This window comes from Arhodomonas sp. SL1, assembly GCF_052060015.1.
Lineage (GTDB): Bacteria > Pseudomonadota > Gammaproteobacteria > Nitrococcales > Nitrococcaceae > Arhodomonas.
The window spans coordinates 678,659-697,521 of the sequence record NZ_JBPODZ010000001.1; the positions used below are offsets into that span (position 1 = coordinate 678,659).

At 69.5% G+C, this 18,863-nt stretch carries 19 protein-coding genes; 6 read left to right on the forward strand and 13 right to left on the reverse strand.

Annotated elements, in window-relative coordinates; all coding sequences use genetic code 11:
* Positions 1-90 precede the first annotated feature (90 nt).
* A complete protein-coding gene (locus ACQ754_RS03260) occupies positions 91-921 on the forward strand; it encodes a RibD family protein (protein ID WP_440995551.1) in 831 nt (276 codons plus the stop codon).
* On the opposite strand, the gene ACQ754_RS03265 is transcribed toward ACQ754_RS03260, so the two are convergent.
* Positions 906-2,306, reverse strand: a complete 1,401-nt coding sequence (locus ACQ754_RS03265; protein ID WP_440995552.1) for a class II fumarate hydratase — start codon at positions 2,304-2,306, stop codon at positions 906-908. The two genes, ACQ754_RS03260 and ACQ754_RS03265, sit on opposite strands and share 16 nt — an antisense overlap.
* A gap of 89 nt (positions 2,307-2,395) precedes the next feature.
* Between ACQ754_RS03265 and purB the strand changes: the two genes are divergently transcribed.
* Genes purB through ACQ754_RS03285 form a run of 4 tightly spaced genes read left to right on the forward strand, consistent with a single transcriptional unit; the run spans position 2,396 to position 5,890 of the window.
* Positions 2,396-3,763: an adenylosuccinate lyase gene (gene purB / locus ACQ754_RS03270; RefSeq protein WP_440995660.1), complete on the forward strand. Its 1,368-nt coding sequence runs from the start codon at positions 2,396-2,398 to the stop codon at positions 3,761-3,763.
* A complete protein-coding gene (locus tag ACQ754_RS03275) occupies positions 3,764-4,951 on the forward strand; it encodes a cupin domain-containing protein (protein ID WP_440995553.1) in 1,188 nt (395 codons plus the stop codon). It abuts the gene before it with no gap.
* On the forward strand, positions 4,941-5,378 hold the full coding sequence (locus tag ACQ754_RS03280) for a GNAT family N-acetyltransferase (RefSeq protein WP_440995554.1): 438 nt from the start codon (positions 4,941-4,943) through the stop codon (positions 5,376-5,378). The genes ACQ754_RS03275 and ACQ754_RS03280 overlap by 11 nt, the downstream gene beginning before the upstream one ends.
* 14 nt (positions 5,379-5,392) lie before the next feature.
* Positions 5,393-5,890 (forward strand): hypothetical protein, encoded by a 498-nt coding sequence (locus ACQ754_RS03285; RefSeq protein WP_440995555.1) that lies wholly within the window; start codon positions 5,393-5,395, stop codon positions 5,888-5,890.
* A 4-nt stretch (positions 5,891-5,894) separates the two neighbouring features.
* Here the strand turns inward: ACQ754_RS03285 and ACQ754_RS03290 are convergent, their stop codons facing one another.
* Genes ACQ754_RS03290 through cysM form a run of 4 tightly spaced genes read right to left on the reverse strand, consistent with a single transcriptional unit; the run spans position 5,895 to position 9,534 of the window.
* Positions 5,895-6,512 (reverse strand): NUDIX domain-containing protein, encoded by a 618-nt coding sequence (locus ACQ754_RS03290; protein WP_440995556.1) that lies wholly within the window; start codon positions 6,510-6,512, stop codon positions 5,895-5,897.
* A 13-nt stretch (positions 6,513-6,525) separates the two neighbouring features.
* Positions 6,526-7,857, reverse strand: a complete 1,332-nt coding sequence (gene rlmD, locus ACQ754_RS03295) for a 23S rRNA (uracil(1939)-C(5))-methyltransferase RlmD (RefSeq protein ID WP_440995557.1) — start codon at positions 7,855-7,857, stop codon at positions 6,526-6,528.
* Positions 7,858-7,863: 6 nt separating this feature from the next.
* Positions 7,864-8,637, reverse strand: a complete 774-nt coding sequence (locus tag ACQ754_RS03300) for a 3'-5' exonuclease (RefSeq protein ID WP_440995558.1) — start codon at positions 8,635-8,637, stop codon at positions 7,864-7,866.
* 6 nt (positions 8,638-8,643) lie between these two features.
* Complete coding sequence (gene cysM / locus ACQ754_RS03305; protein WP_440995559.1) at positions 8,644-9,534, reverse strand: cysteine synthase CysM; 891 nt, start codon at positions 9,532-9,534, stop codon at positions 8,644-8,646.
* Positions 9,535-9,626: 92 nt separating this feature from the next.
* Here cysM and ACQ754_RS03310 point away from each other — a divergent pair, with 92 nt between their 5' ends.
* Complete coding sequence (locus ACQ754_RS03310; RefSeq protein WP_440995560.1) at positions 9,627-12,272, forward strand: ATP-binding protein; 2,646 nt, start codon at positions 9,627-9,629, stop codon at positions 12,270-12,272.
* Between the two features lie 2 nt (positions 12,273-12,274).
* Here the strand turns inward: ACQ754_RS03310 and acpS are convergent, their stop codons facing one another.
* Genes acpS through lepA form a run of 8 tightly spaced genes read right to left on the reverse strand, consistent with a single transcriptional unit; the run spans position 12,275 to position 18,766 of the window.
* Complete coding sequence (gene acpS, locus ACQ754_RS03315) at positions 12,275-12,655, reverse strand: holo-ACP synthase (RefSeq protein ID WP_440995561.1); 381 nt, start codon at positions 12,653-12,655, stop codon at positions 12,275-12,277.
* 16 nt (positions 12,656-12,671) lie between these two features.
* Entirely contained in the window at positions 12,672-13,418 is a 747-nt protein-coding gene (pdxJ, locus tag ACQ754_RS03320) for a pyridoxine 5'-phosphate synthase (RefSeq protein WP_440995562.1), read from the reverse strand.
* Positions 13,415-14,182, reverse strand: coding sequence for a DNA repair protein RecO (gene recO, locus ACQ754_RS03325; RefSeq protein ID WP_440995563.1), 768 nt, complete (start codon positions 14,180-14,182; stop codon positions 13,415-13,417). Before recO ends, pdxJ begins: the two co-directional genes overlap by 4 nt.
* Before the next feature lies 1 nt (position 14,183).
* On the reverse strand, positions 14,184-15,089 hold the full coding sequence (era, locus tag ACQ754_RS03330; protein ID WP_440995564.1) for a GTPase Era: 906 nt from the start codon (positions 15,087-15,089) through the stop codon (positions 14,184-14,186).
* Complete coding sequence (gene rnc / locus ACQ754_RS03335) at positions 15,086-15,769, reverse strand: ribonuclease III (RefSeq protein WP_440995565.1); 684 nt, start codon at positions 15,767-15,769, stop codon at positions 15,086-15,088. Before rnc ends, era begins: the two co-directional genes overlap by 4 nt.
* Positions 15,770-15,785: 16 nt before the next feature.
* Complete coding sequence (locus ACQ754_RS03340; RefSeq protein ID WP_440995566.1) at positions 15,786-16,160, reverse strand: DUF4845 domain-containing protein; 375 nt, start codon at positions 16,158-16,160, stop codon at positions 15,786-15,788.
* Between the two features lie 25 nt (positions 16,161-16,185).
* Positions 16,186-16,935 (reverse strand): signal peptidase I, encoded by a 750-nt coding sequence (lepB, locus tag ACQ754_RS03345; protein WP_440995567.1) that lies wholly within the window; start codon positions 16,933-16,935, stop codon positions 16,186-16,188.
* A gap of 19 nt (positions 16,936-16,954) precedes the next feature.
* The gene (gene lepA, locus ACQ754_RS03350; protein ID WP_440995568.1) at positions 16,955-18,766 is read right to left on the reverse strand and encodes a translation elongation factor 4; all 1,812 of its coding nucleotides are present in this window, start codon (positions 18,764-18,766) and stop codon (positions 16,955-16,957) included.
* Positions 18,767-18,863: the final 97 nt, after the last annotated feature.

The window sequence follows — 18,863 nt, forward strand, 5'->3', positions numbered from 1 at the left end:
TCTTTGTTCGCCGGGCCCGGCGCCTTATGTTGCACTGCAACGATTTCGGAGTATATCGGAAACCCGACCCACGCGGGGATACAGGAGAACATGGTGGAACAGCCGATCCAGCAAATCCATCCGGAGGCCTCGGCGCCGCGACCATTGGCCGGCGCCTATCTCGACGCGCCCCTGGTGCCGGACGGCCACGCCGGCGGGTTGTTCGTCTATGCCAATTTCGTGCGCAGCCTCGACGGCCGGATCTCCGTGCGCGGGCCCGACGGCATCGAGGCGGTGCCGGCTGACGTCGCCAACCCCCGGGACTGGCGGCTGTTCCAGGAGCTTGCGGCGCGCGCGGATATCCTCCTCTCCTCCGGGCGTTACTTCCGCGACCTCGCCGCGGGCCAGGCCCAGGACGTGCTTCCCGTGTCCGCGGATCCCGCCTACGAGGATCTCCGCCAGTGGCGGCGCCGCCATGGGCTCCCCCGGCAGCCCGATGTGGCCATACTCAGTGCGACCCTGGACTTCGCGCTGCCCGCCGAGCTACGCGGCGGCGAGCGACGCGTCCTGGTGCTCACCACCGCGGATGCGGACGGCGCACGCCGTGACCGCCTCGCCGAGCAGGGCGCGGAGGTGGTGCCGCTTTCCGCCGGCCCGCGGGTCCGTGGGCGGGAGGCCGCCGATGCCTTGGCGGCACGGGGCTACCGCCGTGCCTACTCCGCCACCGGGCCGTGGGTGGCCCACACCCTGGTGGCCGACGACTGCCTGGACGCGCTGTTCCTCACCACCGTCCACCGCCTGATCGGCGGCCATGACTACGCCAGTGTCCTCGAGGGCGAACGCCTGGCCCCTGCACGGGAATGGCATCTGACCCAGCTCTGGCACGACCCCTGGGGGCCTGGCCCCGGGGGCCAGCAGTTCGCCCGCTACGACCGCTGCTGACCGGGGAGACCCCCGGCCGCCAGCGCCCGGGGGTCGAGCAGCCGGTCCAGCTCCCCGTCGCTGAGATCGGTCATCTCCCGGGCCACCTCCCGGACCGGCCGGTCCTCCTGGTAGGCCTTCTTGGCGATGGCCGCCCCCTTTTCGTAGCCGATCACGGCATTCAGGGCCGTCACCAGGATGGGGTTACGGTCCAGCGCCGCCTGCAGGCGCGATTCGTTGACGGTGAAGCCGGAGATCGCGCTGTCGGCGAGCACCCGGGCCGAGTTGGCCAGTAGCGTCTCGCTTTGCAGTAGGTTGTAGGCGATCACCGGCAGCATCACGTTGAGCTGGAAGTTGCCCGACTGCCCGGCCACGCCGATGGTGGCATCGTTGCCCATCACCTGGGCCGCCACCATGGCCACGGATTCGGGGATCACCGGGTTCACCTTCCCGGGCATGATGCTGCTGCCCGGCTGCAACGCGGGCAGGGCGATCTCGCCGAGGCCGGCCAGGGGGCCACTGTTCATCCAGCGCAGGTCGTTGGCGATCTTCATCAGGCTCACCGCCACCGTGCGCAGCTGGCCCGACAGGGCCACTGCCGCATCCTGGCTGCTAAGCGCCTCGAAGCGATCCTCCGCCACACGGAAATCCACCCCCGTCTCCTCGCCGAGGCGCCGCGCGACCCCGGCGCCGAAGTCCGGGTGGGCATTGATACCGGTACCCACCGCCGTCCCTCCCTGGGCGAGGGCCTGGACCGTGTCCAGCGCCCCCTCGACACGCTGCATCCCGGCGCGCACCTGGGCCGCCCAGCCGCCGAGCTCCTGGCCGAGGGTCACCGGCATGGCGTCCATCAGGTGGGTACGGCCGGTGGTGGTGACATCGGCGAGCTCACCGGCCCGGGCCTCCAGGGTCCGGGCGAGATGCCCGAGTGCCGGCAGCAACGCCTCGCGGGCGAGCAGCGCGGCACTGACGTGGATCGCCGTGGGGATCACGTCGTTGCTGCTCTGCCCCATGTTGACGTGGTCGTTGGGGTGCACCGTGCGGCCCAGGTCCTCGCCGGCCAGTCGGGCGATGACCTCATTGGCGTTCATGTTGGTGCTCGTCCCCGAGCCGGTCTGGAAGACATCCACCGGGAACTGGGCATCGTGCTCACCGGCGGCCACCGCGTTGGCCGCGCGGGCGATGGCCTCGGCGATATCTGTGTCCAACAGCCCCAGCTCGGCGTTGGTGCGTGCCGCTGCGGCCTTGATCAGCCCCAGGGCGCGGATGAATGGCCGCGGCATGGTCAGGCCGCTGATGGGGAAATTCTCCACGGCCCGCTGGGTCTGGGCGCCGTAGAGGGCGGCCACCGGCACCTGCAGCTCGCCCATGCTGTCCCGCTCAGTGCGTGTCGCGTTCTCGCTCATTGCCTGCCTCCCGTATACGGATGCGATACCCCGCCCGGGCGGGTAGAATCTCCGGCCCGATACGAATCCCGCCGGAGAGCCGATTGACCATGGACCTCACCGCGTTGACCGCCATCTCCCCCGTGGACGGGCGCTACGGCCCGAAGACCGAACCCCTGCGCACGCGCGTCAGCGAGCTCGGGCTCATCCGCCAGCGCGTCGTCGTCGAGGTACGCTGGCTGCAGGCCCTCGCCGCCGAACCGGCCATACCGGAGGTCCCACCCCTATCGGCACGGGCCTCCGCGGTCCTGGATGACATCGTCGCCAACTTCGACGAGGAGGACGGACGGCGCATCAAGGCTATCGAGGACATCACCAATCACGATGTGAAGGCGGTGGAGTACTTCCTCAAGGAGGTCCTTTGCGAGCACACCGAGCTCGCCGCCATCCGCGAATTCGTCCACTTCGCCTGCACCTCCGAGGACATCAACAACCTTGCCTATGCGCTGATGCTGCGCGAGGCCCGCGACGAGGTCTTGCTGCCGGCCATGGACGGCGTGGCCGGCCGGCTCCGGTCGCTCGCCCATGAGCTCGCCGACCTGCCCATGCTCGCGCGCACCCACGGCCAGCCCGCCTCACCCACCACCCTCGGCAAGGAGATCGCCAACGTGGTGGTCCGCCTCGAGCGTCAGCGCTCGCAGGTCGCCGAGACCGCCATCATGGGCAAGATCAATGGCGCGGTGGGTAACTACAACGCCCACACGGCGGCCTACCCGGAGGTGGACTGGCCGGCCTTTGCCGAGCGCTACGTGCACTCGCTGGGGCTCGAATGGAACGCCTGGACCACCCAGATCGAGCCCCATGACTACATCGCCGAGCTCTTCGACGCCGTGGCCCGCTGGAACACGGTGGCCGTCGATCTCTGCCGGGATGTCTGGGGGTATATCAGCCTGGGGTATTTCCGCCAGCGTCTGGTGGAGGGCGAAGTGGGTTCGTCGACCATGCCGCACAAGGTCAACCCCATCGACTTCGAGAACGCGGAAGGCAACCTGGGCATGGCCAACGCGGTGCTCGAGCACCTGGCGAGAAAGCTACCGGTGTCCCGCTGGCAACGTGACCTCACCGACTCCACGGCGCTGCGCAACATCGGCGTGGGCCTCGCCCACACCCTGATCGCCTGCCAGGCCCTCGGCCGGGGCCTGGGCAAGCTGGAGGCGGACGAGGAGCGCCTGGCCGCGGACCTGGACGCCAACTGGGAAGTGCTCGGCGAGGCCATCCAGACGGTGATGCGCCGCCACGGCATCGACGCCCCCTACGAGAAGCTCAAGGCCCTGACCCGGGGCAAGCGCATCGACCAGCAGCGCCTCGGCGCGTTCGTCGCCGATCTGGCCCTGCCGGAGGCGGTGAAGGCGGAGCTCGCCGCCCTCACCCCGGCGCGCTACATCGGCCTCGCCGCGGAGCAGGCCCGGAAGGTCTGAATGCCCGCCCCCTTCGGTACCCTCAGCCGCGAGGCCTTCGTCGAGCGCTACTGGCAGCAGCGCCCGCTGGTGGTGCGCGGCGCCTTCCCCGAACCCCCCGCCGGGCTGTCCGCCGAGGAGCTCGCCGGCCTCGCCACCGAGGCCGACGTGGAGTCCCGGGTGGTCATGGGCGAGACGGCGCGGGAGGACTGGATCCTCCTCCACGGCCCCTTCGAGCCGGAGTTCTTTCAAGACACGCCGGACGCCGACTGGACCCTGCTGGTCCAGGATGTGGACAAGCACCTGCCCGCCCTCGCCGCCTGGCTGGCACCCTTCCGTTTTGTCCCCGGCTGGCGCTTCGACGACCTGATGGTCAGCTACGCCGCGCCGGGCGGCACCGTCGGGCCCCACGTGGACCGCTACGACGTCTTCCTGATCCAGGGCCAGGGCCGGCGCCGTTGGGCCATTCAGGACCCGCCACCGGAGGGCGAGCGGCTGCGGGGGCACCCGGATCTCCGCCTGCTTGCCGATTTCGAGGCCACCGACGAGTGGGTCCTCGAGCCCGGGGACATGCTCTACCTGCCACCGGGCATCCCCCACTACGGGGTCGCCGAGGACGACTGTCTGACCTACTCCGTGGGCTTCCGCGCACCCTCGGGCGCGGAGCTGCTGGCCGCATGGGCCCGGGGGCGCGTCGACGCCAACGGCGACGCCGGCCGCTACCATGATGCCCCGGGGGCGCTGCCGCCCCCCGGGCGCCTCACCACCGAAGAGCTGTCCGAGCTCCGGCGGCTGATCCGCGAGGCGGCGGCCGCCGACGACGACGCCCTGGACGACTGGATCGCCCGTTACCTCACCGAGCCCAAGGCCGCGTTCCGGGATCTCCACGGTGAGGAGGAGACAGTGGCCAGCGTGGCCACGCGACTGGCGACCGATGCCGGGGTGTTGCTCAACCCCGCCGCCCGCCTGGTCCTGGCGGAGACCACTGGAGGGAGGCGCTGGTACCTCCAGGGCCAACTCGAGGACATCCCCGCGGCCGCTGCTGCGGCGGCGGAGCGCCTGGCCGCCGGCGCCACCCTGCACGCCGGGGACTTGCCGGCGTCGGCGAACGAACGCGAGGCCTTCCTCGAGTGGCTGGCGGACTGGCGCCATCGCGGCCTTGTCGTGTTTACCGACGAGCTCTCGGAGGAGGAGGACGATGGACGCTGACTCCTTCTGCGTCGAGGACGGGACCTGGACCGAGTGGGGATCGCTGGCGGCGCCCCTGCGACGCGAGGTGTTCGTCCACGAGCAGCGGGTCCCGGAATCGCTGGAGTGGGATGGTCTCGACCCGGAGTGCCACCATGTCATCGCCCTCGACGCCCAGGGACGGGCCATCGCCACGGCGCGGCTGACCCCGGACGACCACCTCGGCCGCATGGCCGTGGCCCGCCGCTGGCGCCACCGCGGTGTCGGCCGGGCGGTCATGGTACGCGCCGAGCGGGTCGCCCGACGGCGGGGCAGCCGGGTGCTGGTGCTGGCGGCCCAGCTGTCGGCGCTGCCCTTTTATGAGAAGCTGGGCTACAGCGCCTATGGCGATGTATTCGAGGACGCGGGCATCCCCCACCGGATGATGTGCCGCGACTTGGCGGAGTGAGCGGGAGGAGCCCCATGAGCGGGAACGGAGCCGAGGAGCACACCGCAGAGCTCCAGGACCACGAGGGCGTGGTGGCCGCGGTGGACCGCCTGGCGGGGAGGGCCCGCAGCCGTATCGAGCTCCAGACCCCGGACCTGGAGCCCCGCTACTTCGACCGGGAGGCCTTCGTCCAACAGCTCGAGCGCTTCTGCCTGGACCATCGGGACGCCCGGGTGCGGCTGCTGGTGGGTGACCCCCTGGCCGCCGTTCGCCGCAGCCGCCGCCTGCTCCCCCTGGCCCGTCGGCTGACCAGCTATTTCGAGCTGCGCCGCCTGAGCCCGGCCCGGGCCCGCTCGCCGCGCAGCCTGCTCATCGTCGACGACCGTCACGCCGTCTACCGGCCGAACGCCGAGCGGCCCGGCGGCGTGATCATCGAGGACGATCCGGCCCGGGTCCAGCCCCTGGCCGACGAGCTCGCCGCGGCCTATGCCGACAGCGAGCCGGATACGGAATTCCGCGGCCTCTCCCTCTAGCCCCCTACCACTCGAGCCCGCCTCCCACGCTGCCCCAGAGGTCGCGGACCCGTTCCCGGTTCAGCGCCAGCCACTGCAGCGCGATCAGGGGCATGGCGGCGTGAATGGTGCCATCCTCCACCATCGCCATGGCCTCGTCGAAGCCCATGATGTGTACCAGTATGTCCTCGCCCTCCTCGGCGAGGCCGTGGACCCCGCCGGCGAGCCTGGTGACGTCCACATGGGCACAGAACAGGCTCTGCTGTTCCGTGGTCCCACCGGGGCTGACGAGGTAGCGGTGGATCGGTAGGATCTCGCCCACCTCGCAGCCGGCCTCCTCCACCGCCTCCCGGCGGGCCACCTCCTCCGGGGGCTCCCCGGGCTCGATGATCCCGGCGATGATCTCCATCAGCCAGGGGCCACGGGGCGCGTCCAGGGCCCCGACCCGGAACTGCTCCACCAGCACCACCTGGTCACGGTCCGGATCGTAGGGCAGGATCCCCACGGAATGGCCCCGCTCGAAGACCTCCCGGGTGAGCACCGGCCCCATGCCACCCCGGAACTGCGCGTGGCGCAGGTGATAGCGGCGGAGGCGGAAATACCCCTGGAAGGCGTCCTCGGCGTCGATGATCTCGTAGTCCATCCCTCCCCCTTCGTCAGTGACCCGGGCGGTCGAAAACGGCGATGCTCTCCACGTGGGCGGTGTGCGGGAACATATCCATCACCCCCGCCGCCGAGAGCCGGTAGCCGTGCTCGTGGACCAGCCGCCCCGCGTCCCGGGCCAGCGTCGCCGGCCCACAGGATACGTAGACGATTCGTCCCGCCCCCAGCGCCGCCACATTGGGCAGCACCTCCGCCGCCCCCGAGCGCGGCGGATCCAGAAGCACCCGGTCTATGCCGCCGCGCAGCCACGGGTCGGCACTGACGTCGGCGCTGAGATCGGCCACGTGGAAGACGGCGTTGTCGATGCCGTTGCGGCGGGCATTCTCGCGGCCGCGCTCCACCAGCGCCGCCTCCCCCTCCACGCCAATGACGGTACCGGCCCGGCTCGCCAGCGGCAGGGTGAAGTTGCCGAGCCCGCAGAAGAGGTCCAGCACGCGATCGTTCGGGGACGGATCCAGCAGCGCCACCGCCCGGTCCACCATGGCACGATTGATCGCGGCGTTCACCTGGGTGAAGTCCGCCGGGCCGAAGGTGAGCTCCAGGCCGAACGATGGCAGGGCGTAGCGGAGTTCCGGGGCCGTCGGCGACAGCGGCGTGATGGTGGTCTCGTTGCCGGGTTGCCCGTAGACCGTCAGCCCGGCACGTTCGCCGAAGGCGACCAGGGCCTCCCGGTCGGCAGCGCTCCAGGGCGCCAGGTTCCGGAAGACCAGGCCACCGTTGTCATCGCCGAGTGCCACCTCGATCTGGGGCACCCGGTCGCGTATCGACAACCCGCCGATCAGCGCCGCGAGCTCGGGCAAGCGCTCGCCGACCCGGGGGTCGAGGACGTGACACTGGTCGATGTCCGCCACGAACGGGCTCATCTTCTCGCGAAACCCCACCAGCACGCGATCGCCCTTGGCGGGCACGTACTTCACGCCCAGCCGGGCCCGGCGCCGGTAGCCCCAAACCGGGCCGGTGAGCGCCGGCAACCATTGCCCGGGCTCCACCCCACCGATGTGGCGCAGGTGCTCGGCCAGCACCCCCGCCTTGTGGACAATCTGGTCTTCCGGTGACAGGTGCTGGAGGCTGCAACCGCCGCACAGGCCGAAATGGGGGCAACGGGGCTCGATGCGCCGTGGCGAGGGCTCCAGCACGTCCAGCACCCGGGCGTCATCGCGCCGCCGGTGGCGCTTCACGTACTGGAAGCGCACCCGCTCCCCGGCCAGGGCCCCGTCCACGAACACCGGCTTGTCGTCGACATGGGTAATGCCCCGGCCCTCGTGGCTAAAGCCCTCGATGACCGCCTCCACGGGCTCACGGGGAATGCGTCGCTTACGTCCCATAGGCGGTCAATCCCGGTGCCAGGCGGCCAGGAATTCGTCGAGGTGTGGTCGCCCGGCCTCGACCAGGGTCTCGCGGACCTGTTCGCAGGCGTCCCGATAGCCTGCCTCGTCGAGGCGGCCGCGCAGGCGCTCGAAGCGCAGATACAGCAGATAGGTGTTGAGCACGTCGGTCTCGCAGTAGTCCCGTACCGCGGCGAAATCCCCGGCCTCGATGCGCGCGCGCACCTGCCCCCCGCTCATGCCGAGCTTACCGGGTAGACCGCAAAGGGTAGCGATCTCGTCGAGGGGCGCATTGGCGCGGGGCTGAAAGCCCGCGAGCACGTCCATGAGGTCGGTGTGGCGCTCGTGGAAGCGATTGAGGTAGTTGTCCCAGCGGAATTCCCGGTCGTTGTCGCCGGTCTCGAAATAGCGTGGCGCGCTCAATCCGTGGATCAGGGCACGGTAGTGGAGTACCGGCAAATCGAAGCCGCCACCGTTCCAGGAGACCAGGCGCGGGACGTAGCGCTCGAGGCCGTCAAAGAAGCGCTGGATGACCTCGCCCTCGTCGCTGTCGGCGTCACCAATGGAGAACACCCGGAACTTCCCGCCGATGCGCGCCGCCACCGAGATCACCACCACCCGGTGCAGGTGCAAGCGCAGGAAGTCACCGCCGCTCTCGCCGCGCCGCACCGCCAGCATGGCCTCGGCCACCTGGTGGTCATCCAGCCCCTCGAGGCCGAGCAGACGGCGCCCTCCGGTGACGTCCGGCACCGTCTCGATGTCGAAGGCGAAGACGTTCATCGCCACTCAGTCCGGGAATACGCCGCTGGAGAGATAGCGGTCGCCGCGGTCGCAGACGATGGTCACGATGGTGGCGTCGCGGACCTCCTCGGCCAGGCGCAGGGCGGCCTGGACTGCGCCACCGGAGGAGACGCCGGCGAAGATGCCCTCCTCCGCGGCCATCCTGCAGGTCATCTCCTCGGCCTCGGCCTGACTGACCTCGATGGTGCGGTCCACGCGTTGCGGTTCGAAGATCCCCGGCAGATACGCCGGCGGCCACTTGCGGATCCCCGGGATGGTGGAGCCCTCGGAGGGCTGCACGCCGACGATCTCCACCGCCGGGTCGCGCTCCTTGAGGTAGCGGGAGACGCCCATGATGGTCCCCGTGGTACCCATGGAGCTGACGAAGTGCGTGATCCCGCCGCCGGTGGCCTCCCAGACCTCCGGCCCCGTACCCTCGTAGTGGGCGCGCCAGTTATCCGGATTGGCGAACTGATCGAGCACCCGGCCGCGGCCCTCCGCCTGCATGCGCTGGGCCAGGTCCCGGGCGCCTTCCATGCCGTCCTCCCGAGAGACCAGCACCAGCTCGGCACCGAACGCCTTCATCGAGGCGCGCCGTTCGGCGGTCATGTTCTCGGGCATGATCAGCACCATGCGGTAGCCGCGAATGGCCGCCGCCATGGCGAGGGCGATGCCGGTATTCCCGCTGGTCGCCTCGATCAGCGTGTCCCCGGGGCGGATCTCACCGCGCTCCTCGGCGCGCCGGATCATATTCACCGCCGGCCGGTCCTTTACCGAACCGGCGGGATTGTTACCCTCGAGCTTCAGCAGCACCGTATTGGATCCGCCGCGCCCGAGGCGCTGCAGACGCACCAGGGGAGTGCCGCCGACGTAGTCTTCGATGGTTGGGTATGACATGGCCGCGATTCTAGCCCATGGGCGACAGTGACAGAACCCACGCGGGCGGGCATCCTGCCCGGGTGCACGGCCATACGGGAAGGACCCCGTCGATGAGGATCACCCGCTGGAGCCTGCGGCGACGACTGCTCACCGCCACCCTGGTACCGCTACTGGGTATGGCCGGTGTACTGCTGTGCCTGCTGGGACGCGCCGAGCTCAACCACATCCGGGAGACCCTGCAGCGGGAGCTCACTGTCCACGCCCACGAGCACCAGGCAATCACCGCCGATGCCGTGGCCGTGGCGGACCGGGCCAGGCTGGCGCGAATCGTCGACACCCTGGCGGAGGCTCCCACAGTGGCCGGCGCCCGCATCACCGCTGCCGGGGGGGAAACCCTGGCCGCTGCCGAGCGGCGCAGCGGCGGCATCCCCGCCCTGTTCGGTGCCTGGCTGACCCGGCTCACCACGCTGGAATCCCTGGATGTCGAACCCGTCACCGTGGCGCTGCCGCTCCCCGCCTCCGATGACACGGCGCGATTGGCCGTCATCCCGGAATCGGGATGGGCCTACCACCGGTATCTCGCGGTGATGCTCCCGCCCCTGGCGCTGACCGGCGCCCTGGCCGTGATCACCGGGTTGCTGGCGGTGGTGATCGCCAACAGCATCGCCATGCCGGTACGCCGAGCGACGCGTTTCGCGCGCCAGATCGAGAACGATGACCTCGGTCAGCGCCTGCGCGCGGGCTCCGGCGGCGAGATGGGCGAACTGGAGGAGGCCCTCAACGCCATGGCCCGCGCCATCGCACGGGGCCGCGAGAACCTGGAGGATCGCGTCCGTCAGACCACTTCGGAGCTCCGCCAGACGCTGCAGGCCGTGGAGGTGCAGAACGTCGAGCTGGACATGGCCCGCAAGCGCGCCCTGGAGGCAAGCAAGGTCAAATCCGAATTTGTGGCGAATGTCTCCCACGAAATCCGCACGCCCATCAACGGCATCATCGGCTTCTCCGAGCTCCTCCATCACAGCCCGCTCAATCCCGATCAGCGCGACTACGTGGACACCATCCGCGCCTCCTGCGACAACCTGCTCAACATCGTCAACGATATCCTCGACTTCTCCAAGATCGAGGCGGGCAAGCTCGAGATGGAGAGTATCCCCTTCGATCTGCGGGACTGCGTCGAAGAGGTGATCGCCCTGCTGGCGCCCGGGGCCTATGACAAGGGCCTGGAGCTCACCCATCTGATCTACGCCGATGTGCCGACAAGGCTGGTGGGGGATCCGGCCCGGCTCCACCAGGTGCTGACCAACCTGGTGCATAACGCCATCAAGTTCACCCCGGCCGGCGAGGTCGTGGTGCGGGTAATGATCGACAGCGGTGAGGAGCGCCATGCCCGGGTCCGATTCAGCGTCACCGACACCGGGATCGGCCTCGACCGCCAGGACCGTGACAAGCTGTTCCAGGCATTCAGCCAAGCGGACACCTCGCTGACCCGGCGGTTCGGCGGCACCGGCCTCGGCCTGATCATCTGCCGCAAGCTCGTCGAGCGCATGGGGGGAACCATTGGCCTGGAAAGCGAACCCGCCAAGGGGTCTACCTTCTGGTTCACCGCCCGCCTGACCCGCCAGCGCGAGGGTGCCGACAGCCCGCCGGTGACGCCGTTGGTCGGCCGCCGGGTCCTGCTCGCGGACGGCCACGAGCTCGGCCGGCTCGCCCTGCGTCACCGCCTCGAGCAGTGGGGGATGACGGTGACCGAAACGGCGGCCCATGCCCGGCAGCTGGACGGGCGGCTTTCCACCGGCACGTGGGAGCTCCTCGTGCTGGGGCTGCGACGCGAGGACCTCGGCAGCACCGGGGCAAGGGGGCTGATACGGGCCGCGGCGCAGCGGGGCGTACCCACGGTGGTGTTGGCGAGCAGCGTCCACCGCCAGGAGCTCCAGGAGGCCGTCCAGGCCGGTGCCCGTGCCAGCCTGCCACGGACGGCGCGCCGAAAGACGTTGTTCCGCGAGCTTTGCAACGCCGTGGCGGGGGATTCCGGGGGCGCCAAGCCGGCCCTGCCGACCCCGCAGACGGACACCGCAACCTGCGAGAAACCGGAAGGCGGGCCCGCCCCCTCGGTGCTGGTGGTGGACGACAACGCCATCAACCGCAAGCTGGTCACCACCGTCGCCAGCCGCAACGGCATCCGCGTCGCCGAGGCGGCGGACGGCAGCGCCGCCGTGGACGCGTGCCGCCACGAGCGCTTCGATGCCGTGTTCATGGACATCCAGATGCCCGGCCTCAGCGGTGAGGAAGCGGCACGGCGCATCCGTGCGCTCCACCACCGGGACGTCGAGCCACGGATGATCGCCCTCACCGCCAATGCCATGCCGGGGGAACGGGAACGGCTACTCGCCGCGGGCATGGACGAGTGCCTGATCAAGCCCGTCACCGAGCGCCAGATCCTGGATGCCCTGGGCTACCAGCACGGTGTACGCCAGCGCGAAGGGCCTAGGAGCGAGCTACAGGCCATGTTGCGCGCCGAGCTCCCTGAACACCGCCAGCGGATCCTGGCCGCGCTGGATGATGGGGACCACGAGGCGCTGCGCGAGCACGTCCACAAGCTCCATGGTGCCGTCAGTGTCTGCCATCTCCCGGAGCTCACCGGGGCCTGCGCGACGCTGGAATCCAGCCTGCTGGCCGGGGACACGGAAACGGTGCCAGAGCAGACCCGGGCGCTGCTGCGCGCCATCGACCGCCTCGCCGACGCGGTCCCCGCCTGAGCTCAATCCTCGATGACGACGAAGGCGACCGCGTAGTCCCGCTCATCGCTGATGGTGAGGTGCGCCCGCGTCGCGCCCAGCGCCGCCAGCTGCCGCGCCGCCTCACCGGTGAGCGCAAGGCCCGGGGCCCCGGAACGGGTGTGGGTGACCTGGATCTGATGGAAACCGATACCCGATCCTATGCCGGTGCCCAGCGCCTTGGCAGCCGCCTCCTTGGCGGCATAGCGGCGCGCCACGAACGCCGGGAAATCGGCCCGGCCCGAGCCCTCGGCGATCTCCTCGGTGGTGAGCACTCGCCGGGCGAATCGCGACCCCGGCTCCGGGGCCAGCCGGCGCAGGCGGGCCACCGCCACGATATCGCAGCCCATTCCGCGGATCGCCATGACGACTCCGCCGGCCTCAGCCCCGGACCGCCTCGCGCATCAGCCGCTTCATCTCCGCCACCGCCTCGCCCAACCCGGTGAACACGGCACGGGCGACGATCGCATGACCGATGTTGAGCTCGTGGATGCCGGGCAGGGCCGCCACCGGCGCCACGTTGTGATAGTGCAGCCCATGGCCCGCGTTCACGGTCAGGCCCAGGCCCCGGGCGTAGGCCACCGCCTCCGTCACCCGCTGGAATGCGTGCTCCGCCGCCGCGCCGTCTCCGGCATCGGCGTACTCACCGGTGTGGATCTCCACGGTGGGCGCCCCGGCCGCCACCGCGGCCTCCAGCTGCCGGGGGTCGGGATCCACGAATAAGGAGACATTCACCCCCGCCGCGGCGAGACGCCGGCACACCTCGTGGCTACGTTCCGGCTGGCCGGCAACATCCAGCCCGCCCTCGGTGGTCAGCTCCTCCCGGCGCTCGGGGACCAGGCAGCAGTGGGCGGGGCGCAACGACTCCGCGATGCCCACCATCTCGTCGGTCATCGCCATCTCCAGGTTGAGCCGGGTCTGCACCGTGTCGACGAGCAGGCGCACGTCCCGGTCCCGGATGTGGCGACGATCCTCGCGCAGGTGCACGGTGATGCCGTCGGCCCCGGCCTCCTCGGCGAGCAGCGCCGCCTGCACCGGCTCGGGGTATCGGGTGCCCCGGCTCTGGCGCAGCGTGGCGACGTGGTCGATGTTCACCCCCAGCAGGGGCAGCGGTAGGCACGCTGTCATTCGCCCTGATCCCCCTTGTCCGTATCGTCGTTGGTCTCTGCCGCCACACGCAGCCGCTGCCGGTACAACGAGCGGCTGTACAGGGGCCGCTCGCCGAGGTATGGCGCCAGCGCCCGGCGCATAAGCGCCCGGGCCTCGGCGCTGGCGGCGGCCGCGGGCTCGCCGCTTGCAAGCCCCAGCAGCACTCGCCCGCCGATGACCGCCTCGCCCCGTTCGCCGGAGATCGGATAGAGCCCCGTCCCCGGATCGTACCCATAGTACCCCTGCGGCACCACCGGCCGGCCGTCCCGGTCGCGCTCCAGGCTCAGCCCGTAGCCGAGGCTCGCCAAAAGATCCCGCTCGAAGATCCGCAACAGCGCGCCCTCGCTACCGGCGTCCACGGCCAGCGCGGTAACCAGCGCGACGTAGCGCTCGAACAGCGTCGGGTGGGGATCGTTCCGGGCCGTGGTGCGCAGTAGGATCTCGTTGGCATAGAGACCGCTGATCAGCCGCGTGCCCTGCAGGTGGCGGGGCGGTCCAGCGAGCTCGGCGTCGGTGAGGGTGGCCAGCTCCCCGCGGCCCTGCCATGACAGGGTCAGCGCCTGGAAGGCCTGGAGGACCCCCGATAGCCGTGAGCGAGGCCGCCGGGCCCCCCGGGCGATCAATCCCACCCGGCCATGATCCCGGCTGAAACACTCCAGGAGCAGGCTGGTGTCGCGGTAGGGGCGGCGATGGAGCACATAGGCCGGCTCAAGGGTGGCCCGCCCCCCCTGCGCCCCGGGCATCCTAGCCCTCGCCGTAGCCCAGTGACCGCAGGGCGCGTTCGTCGTCCGACCACCCCTCCCGGACTTTCACCCAGAGCTGGAGATGGACCCTGGCGTCGAACAACCGTTCCATTTCCAGCCGTGCGGCCCGGCCGATGTGCTTGAGCCGCCGCCCATCCTCGCCGATGACGATCTTCTTCTGCCCCGGGCGCTCCACCCAGATCAGCGCGGCGATCCGCCGCAGCCGCCCCTCCTGCTCGAAGGCCTCGATCTCCACGGTGGTGGCATAGGGAAGCTCCTCGCCGAGGCCCGCCATCAGCTGCTCGCGGATCAGCTCCGCCGCCATGAACCGCTCCGAGCGGTCGGTGAGCTGGTCCTCGGGGAACAGCGGCGGGCCCTCGGGCAGGCAGGCGACGAGCTCCTGCTCGAGGGCATCCAGATTCTTGCCCCGCCGCGCCGAGACCGGCACCACCGCGGCGAAATCGTGGCGCGCGCTGAGCTGCTCGATCAGGGGCAGCAAGCGGGCCTTGTCCGCCAGCCGGTCCACCTTATTGATGACCAGGATCACCGGCGCCCGGACGGAGGGCAGCCGCGCGAAGACCAGCTCGTCATCGTCGCTCCAGCGCGTGGCATCCACCACGACGACCACGGCATCCACGTCGTCGAGGGCCCGTATCGCGGCGTCGTTGAGATAGCGGTTCATCGCCGTGCGCGTGGCGGCATGGAGCCCCGGCGTGTCCACGTAGACGAGCTGCGCGCCCTCGATGTGATGCACGCCGATAATGCGGTGGCGCGTGGTCTGGGGCTTGCGGGTGACGATGCTCACCTTCTGGCCCAGCAGGGCGTTCAACAGTGTGGACTTGCCCACGTTGGGCCGGCCCACCAAGGCGACGAAACCACTGCGCAGGGTGGGCGTGGGGGTGCTCATCGGTCGGGGTCTCCGGATTGGGTGTCGCCGCGCTCCAGTCGCGCAAGCATCTCCTGTGCCGCCCGTTGCTCGGCGCGGCGTCGACTGTCGGCGACGCCCTCGCTGGCGAGCTCGAGGCGGTCGACGCGACAACACACGACAAACGTCTGATCGTGGGAACGGCCCTGAATATCCACCACCTCGTAGTCGGGCAGCGGCAGCCGGCGCGACTGGAGATACTCCTGCAGTCGGGTCTTCGGGTCCTTGAGCTCACCGCGCTCGGGCAAGTCCTCCAGCCACTCCTGGTACAGCGAGGCGATCACGCCGCGGCAGGCCTCGAAACCGCCGTCGAGATAGACCGCCCCGAGGAGCGCCTCGACGGCATCCGCGAGGATCGAATCCCGGCGATGTCCGCCGGTCTTGAGCTCACCGCCACCGAGCCGGATATGGGCGCCGAGCCCCAGGGTCCGAGCGAGCCTCGCGAGAGACGCCTTGTTCACCAGGTTCGCGCGCAGGCGACTGAGCTCGCCCTCCCGGGCGCCTGGGCGGCGGGCGAAGACCTCCGCCGCGATCACGAAGTTGAGCACGCTGTCGCCGAGGAACTCCAGGCGCTCGTTGTTAGGACCGGGGGCGCTGCGGTGGGTAAGCGCCTGCTCGAGCAGGGCCTCATCACCGAAGTGATACCCCAATCGCTGTTGCAATGCTCCGGCAGACACGTCAGTTCGGGATCACCGCGGCCCGGTCGAAGCGGGCCACCACGTCGAGGTTGCCGATCAGCGGGCGCCGTACCTCGTAGGCCACGCTCGCCCTCATTCCGCCGGAGACGCTCTCCAGCTCCAGGTCTGAGGCCTCGAGGCTGTCGATGTCGTTGACCGAGAGCCGGCGGCTGAAGGTCCGTCGGATCTCCGCGCGATTGCTGCCGGTATAGCGAGTCTCCGCGGCGATACCCTCGAGGATCCGTCCCACCGAATAGGCCTCGATATAGACGGGAATCAGCCGCGCCCCCACCAGCGCCAGGAAGCCGATCACCACCAGCCCCACCAATAGCTGGGTAATCGTCATCCCCTGCTGCGAGCTCCGTGTCGCGTTCACTATCCGTCCCTCCCGGTTGAACCCATCAGCGGATGATATCGCCGATGCGGCGCCAGTGGAGCCCGCCATTGTCCATATCCCAGCTCAGCCACACCAGGAACGCCTCGCCCACGAGGTTCTCCTCCGGTACCGGCCCCCAGAAACGGCTGTCCGAGCTACGATCCCGGTTGTCGCCCATGGCGAAGTAGCTACGCTCCGGCACCTGATACTCAAAATCGCGCCCCGGGGCGTTCTCGTGCACCAGGATGCGGTGCCGAAACCCATCCAGGTCCTCCTCGCGTACCGAGACCGTGGGATCATCGCGATAGTCTTTGAGCGAATCCTGCGCCATGACCTCGCCGTTCACGTAGAGCCGCTTGTCCTCATAGCGGATCTCGTCACCGGGCAGGCCCACCACTCGTTTGATGTAGTCCTGGGAGGGATCCTCGGGATAGCGGAACACCACGACATCGCCGCGCTCCGGCTCGCCGACCTCGAGGAACTTTGCGTGGGCGACCGGCAGGCGCAGGCCGTAGGCGAACTTATTCACCAGGATGAAGTCACCGGGCAGCAGGGTGGGGATCATCGAGCCCGAGGGGATACGAAAGGGCTCGGCGATGAACGAGCGGATCACCAGCACCACCAGGATCACCGGGAACAGCGAGCGCGGCAGATCCACATACCACGGATCCTTGTGTCCCTTCCGGCGCTGGCGACGCCGGCCGAGGCGGTCCCACAGCCACACGCCCCCGGTGACCGCGGTCACCACCACCAGCAGAGTCTCGAAATCCAGCATCCGCGTACCTGTCCCGTTTCTACTTGTTCTGATCCACCTGCAGCACGGCGAGGAAGGCATCCTGGGGGATTTCCACCTTGCCCACCTGCTTCATCCGCTTCTTGCCCGCCTTCTGCTTCTCCAGGAGCTTACGCTTGCGGGTGATGTCGCCGCCATAGCACTTGGCCGTCACGTTCTTGCGCATGGCCTTGACGGTGGAGCGGGCGATCACCTTGGAGCCCACCGCGGCCTGTATGGCCACCTCGAACATCTGCCGCGGGATGATCTCCTTGAGCCTTTCGGTGAGCTCGCGGCCGCGGCCCTGGGCGTGGTCGCGGTGGACGATGGTGGACAGCGCGTCCACGCGGTCGCCGTTGACCAGGACGTCCAGCTTGACCAGCGGCGCCGCCTCGAAACGGCGGAAGTCATAGTCGAAGGACGCATAGCCCTTGCTCGCCGACTTCAGTCGGTCGAAGAAGTCCAGCACCACTTCCGACATGGGCATCTCGTAGTCCAGCGAGATCTGGTTGCCCACGTACTGCATGTCCTTCTGGGTGCCGCGCTTGTCCTCGCAGAGCTTGATCACCGGGCCTACGTGCTCCTGCGGCACCAGGATGCTGGCACGGATGATGGGCTCGCGGATCTCCTCGATCTCGCCCACCGGCGGCAGCTGAGAGGGGTTGTGGACCTGAAAGACCTCGCCGTCCCGGGTAACCACCTCGTGGACGACGGTGGGCGCGGTGGTGATCAGCTCCAGGCCGTACTCGCGCTCGAGCCGCTCCTGGATGATCTCCATGTGGAGCATGCCGAGGAAGCCACAGCGGAATCCGAACCCCAGCGCCGTGGAGGTTTCCGGCTCATAGGACAGCGAGGCGTCGTTGAGCCGCAGCTTGCCCAGCGCATCACGGAAGGCCTCATAGTCATCGGCATTGACCGGGAACACGCCCGCGAACACCCGCGGCTGGACCACCTTGAACCCGGGTACCGGCTCGCGGGTCCGGCGCTGGGCGTGGGTCATGGTATCGCCCACGGGGGCCCCGTCGATGTCCTTGATCCCCGCCACCACGAAGCCGACCCGGCCGGCGCTCAGCGACTCCCAGGGGGTGCGCTTGGGCGTGAAGATCCCCACGTCCCCGACCTGGAAATCGCGCTCGGTGGCCATGACCCGGATACGGTCGCCCTTGCGCAGGGTGCCGTCGAACACCCGCACCAGGCACACCACCCCGAGGTAGTTGTCGAACCAGGAGTCGATGATCAGCGCCTTCAGCGGTGCCTCGGGGTCGCCCTGCGGCGCCGGGATACGAGCGATCAACGCCTCCATGAGATCGTCGACGCCCTGCCCCGTCTTCGCGGAGATACCGAGCACATCCATGCCGTCCAGGCCGATGATCTCCTCGATCTGGTGGATCACCCGATCCGGTTCCGCCGAGGGAAGGTCGATCTTGTTGAGCACCGGCAGGACCTCGAGGCCCTGTTCGACGGCCGTATAGCAGTTCGCCACGCTCTGCGCCTCCACGCCCTGGGAGGCGTCGACGAGCAGTAGTGCGCCCTCACAGGCATACAGCGAACGGCTCACCTCGTAGGAGAAGTCCACGTGGCCGGGGGTATCGATGAAGTTCAGCTGGTAGACAGCACCGTCTCGGGCCTTGTACTCGAGGGAGACACTCTGGGCCTTGATGGTGATACCGCGCTCGCGCTCCAGATCCATGGAATCCAGGACCTGTTCCGCCATCTCCCGCGACGACAGCGACCCCGAGCGCTCGATCAAGCGGTCGGCCAGGGTTGACTTGCCATGGTCGATATGGGCGATGATGGAAAAATTCCGAATTCGTTCCATCGCGTGTGAGGCCATTGGGTCTCCGGTTGTGCAAACGGGCGGGACCCCGCGGCGGGGCGCCGCCGCGCGGGGTCGGCTCGAGGCGCAAACGATACGGCGTTAGGCCGGCGGG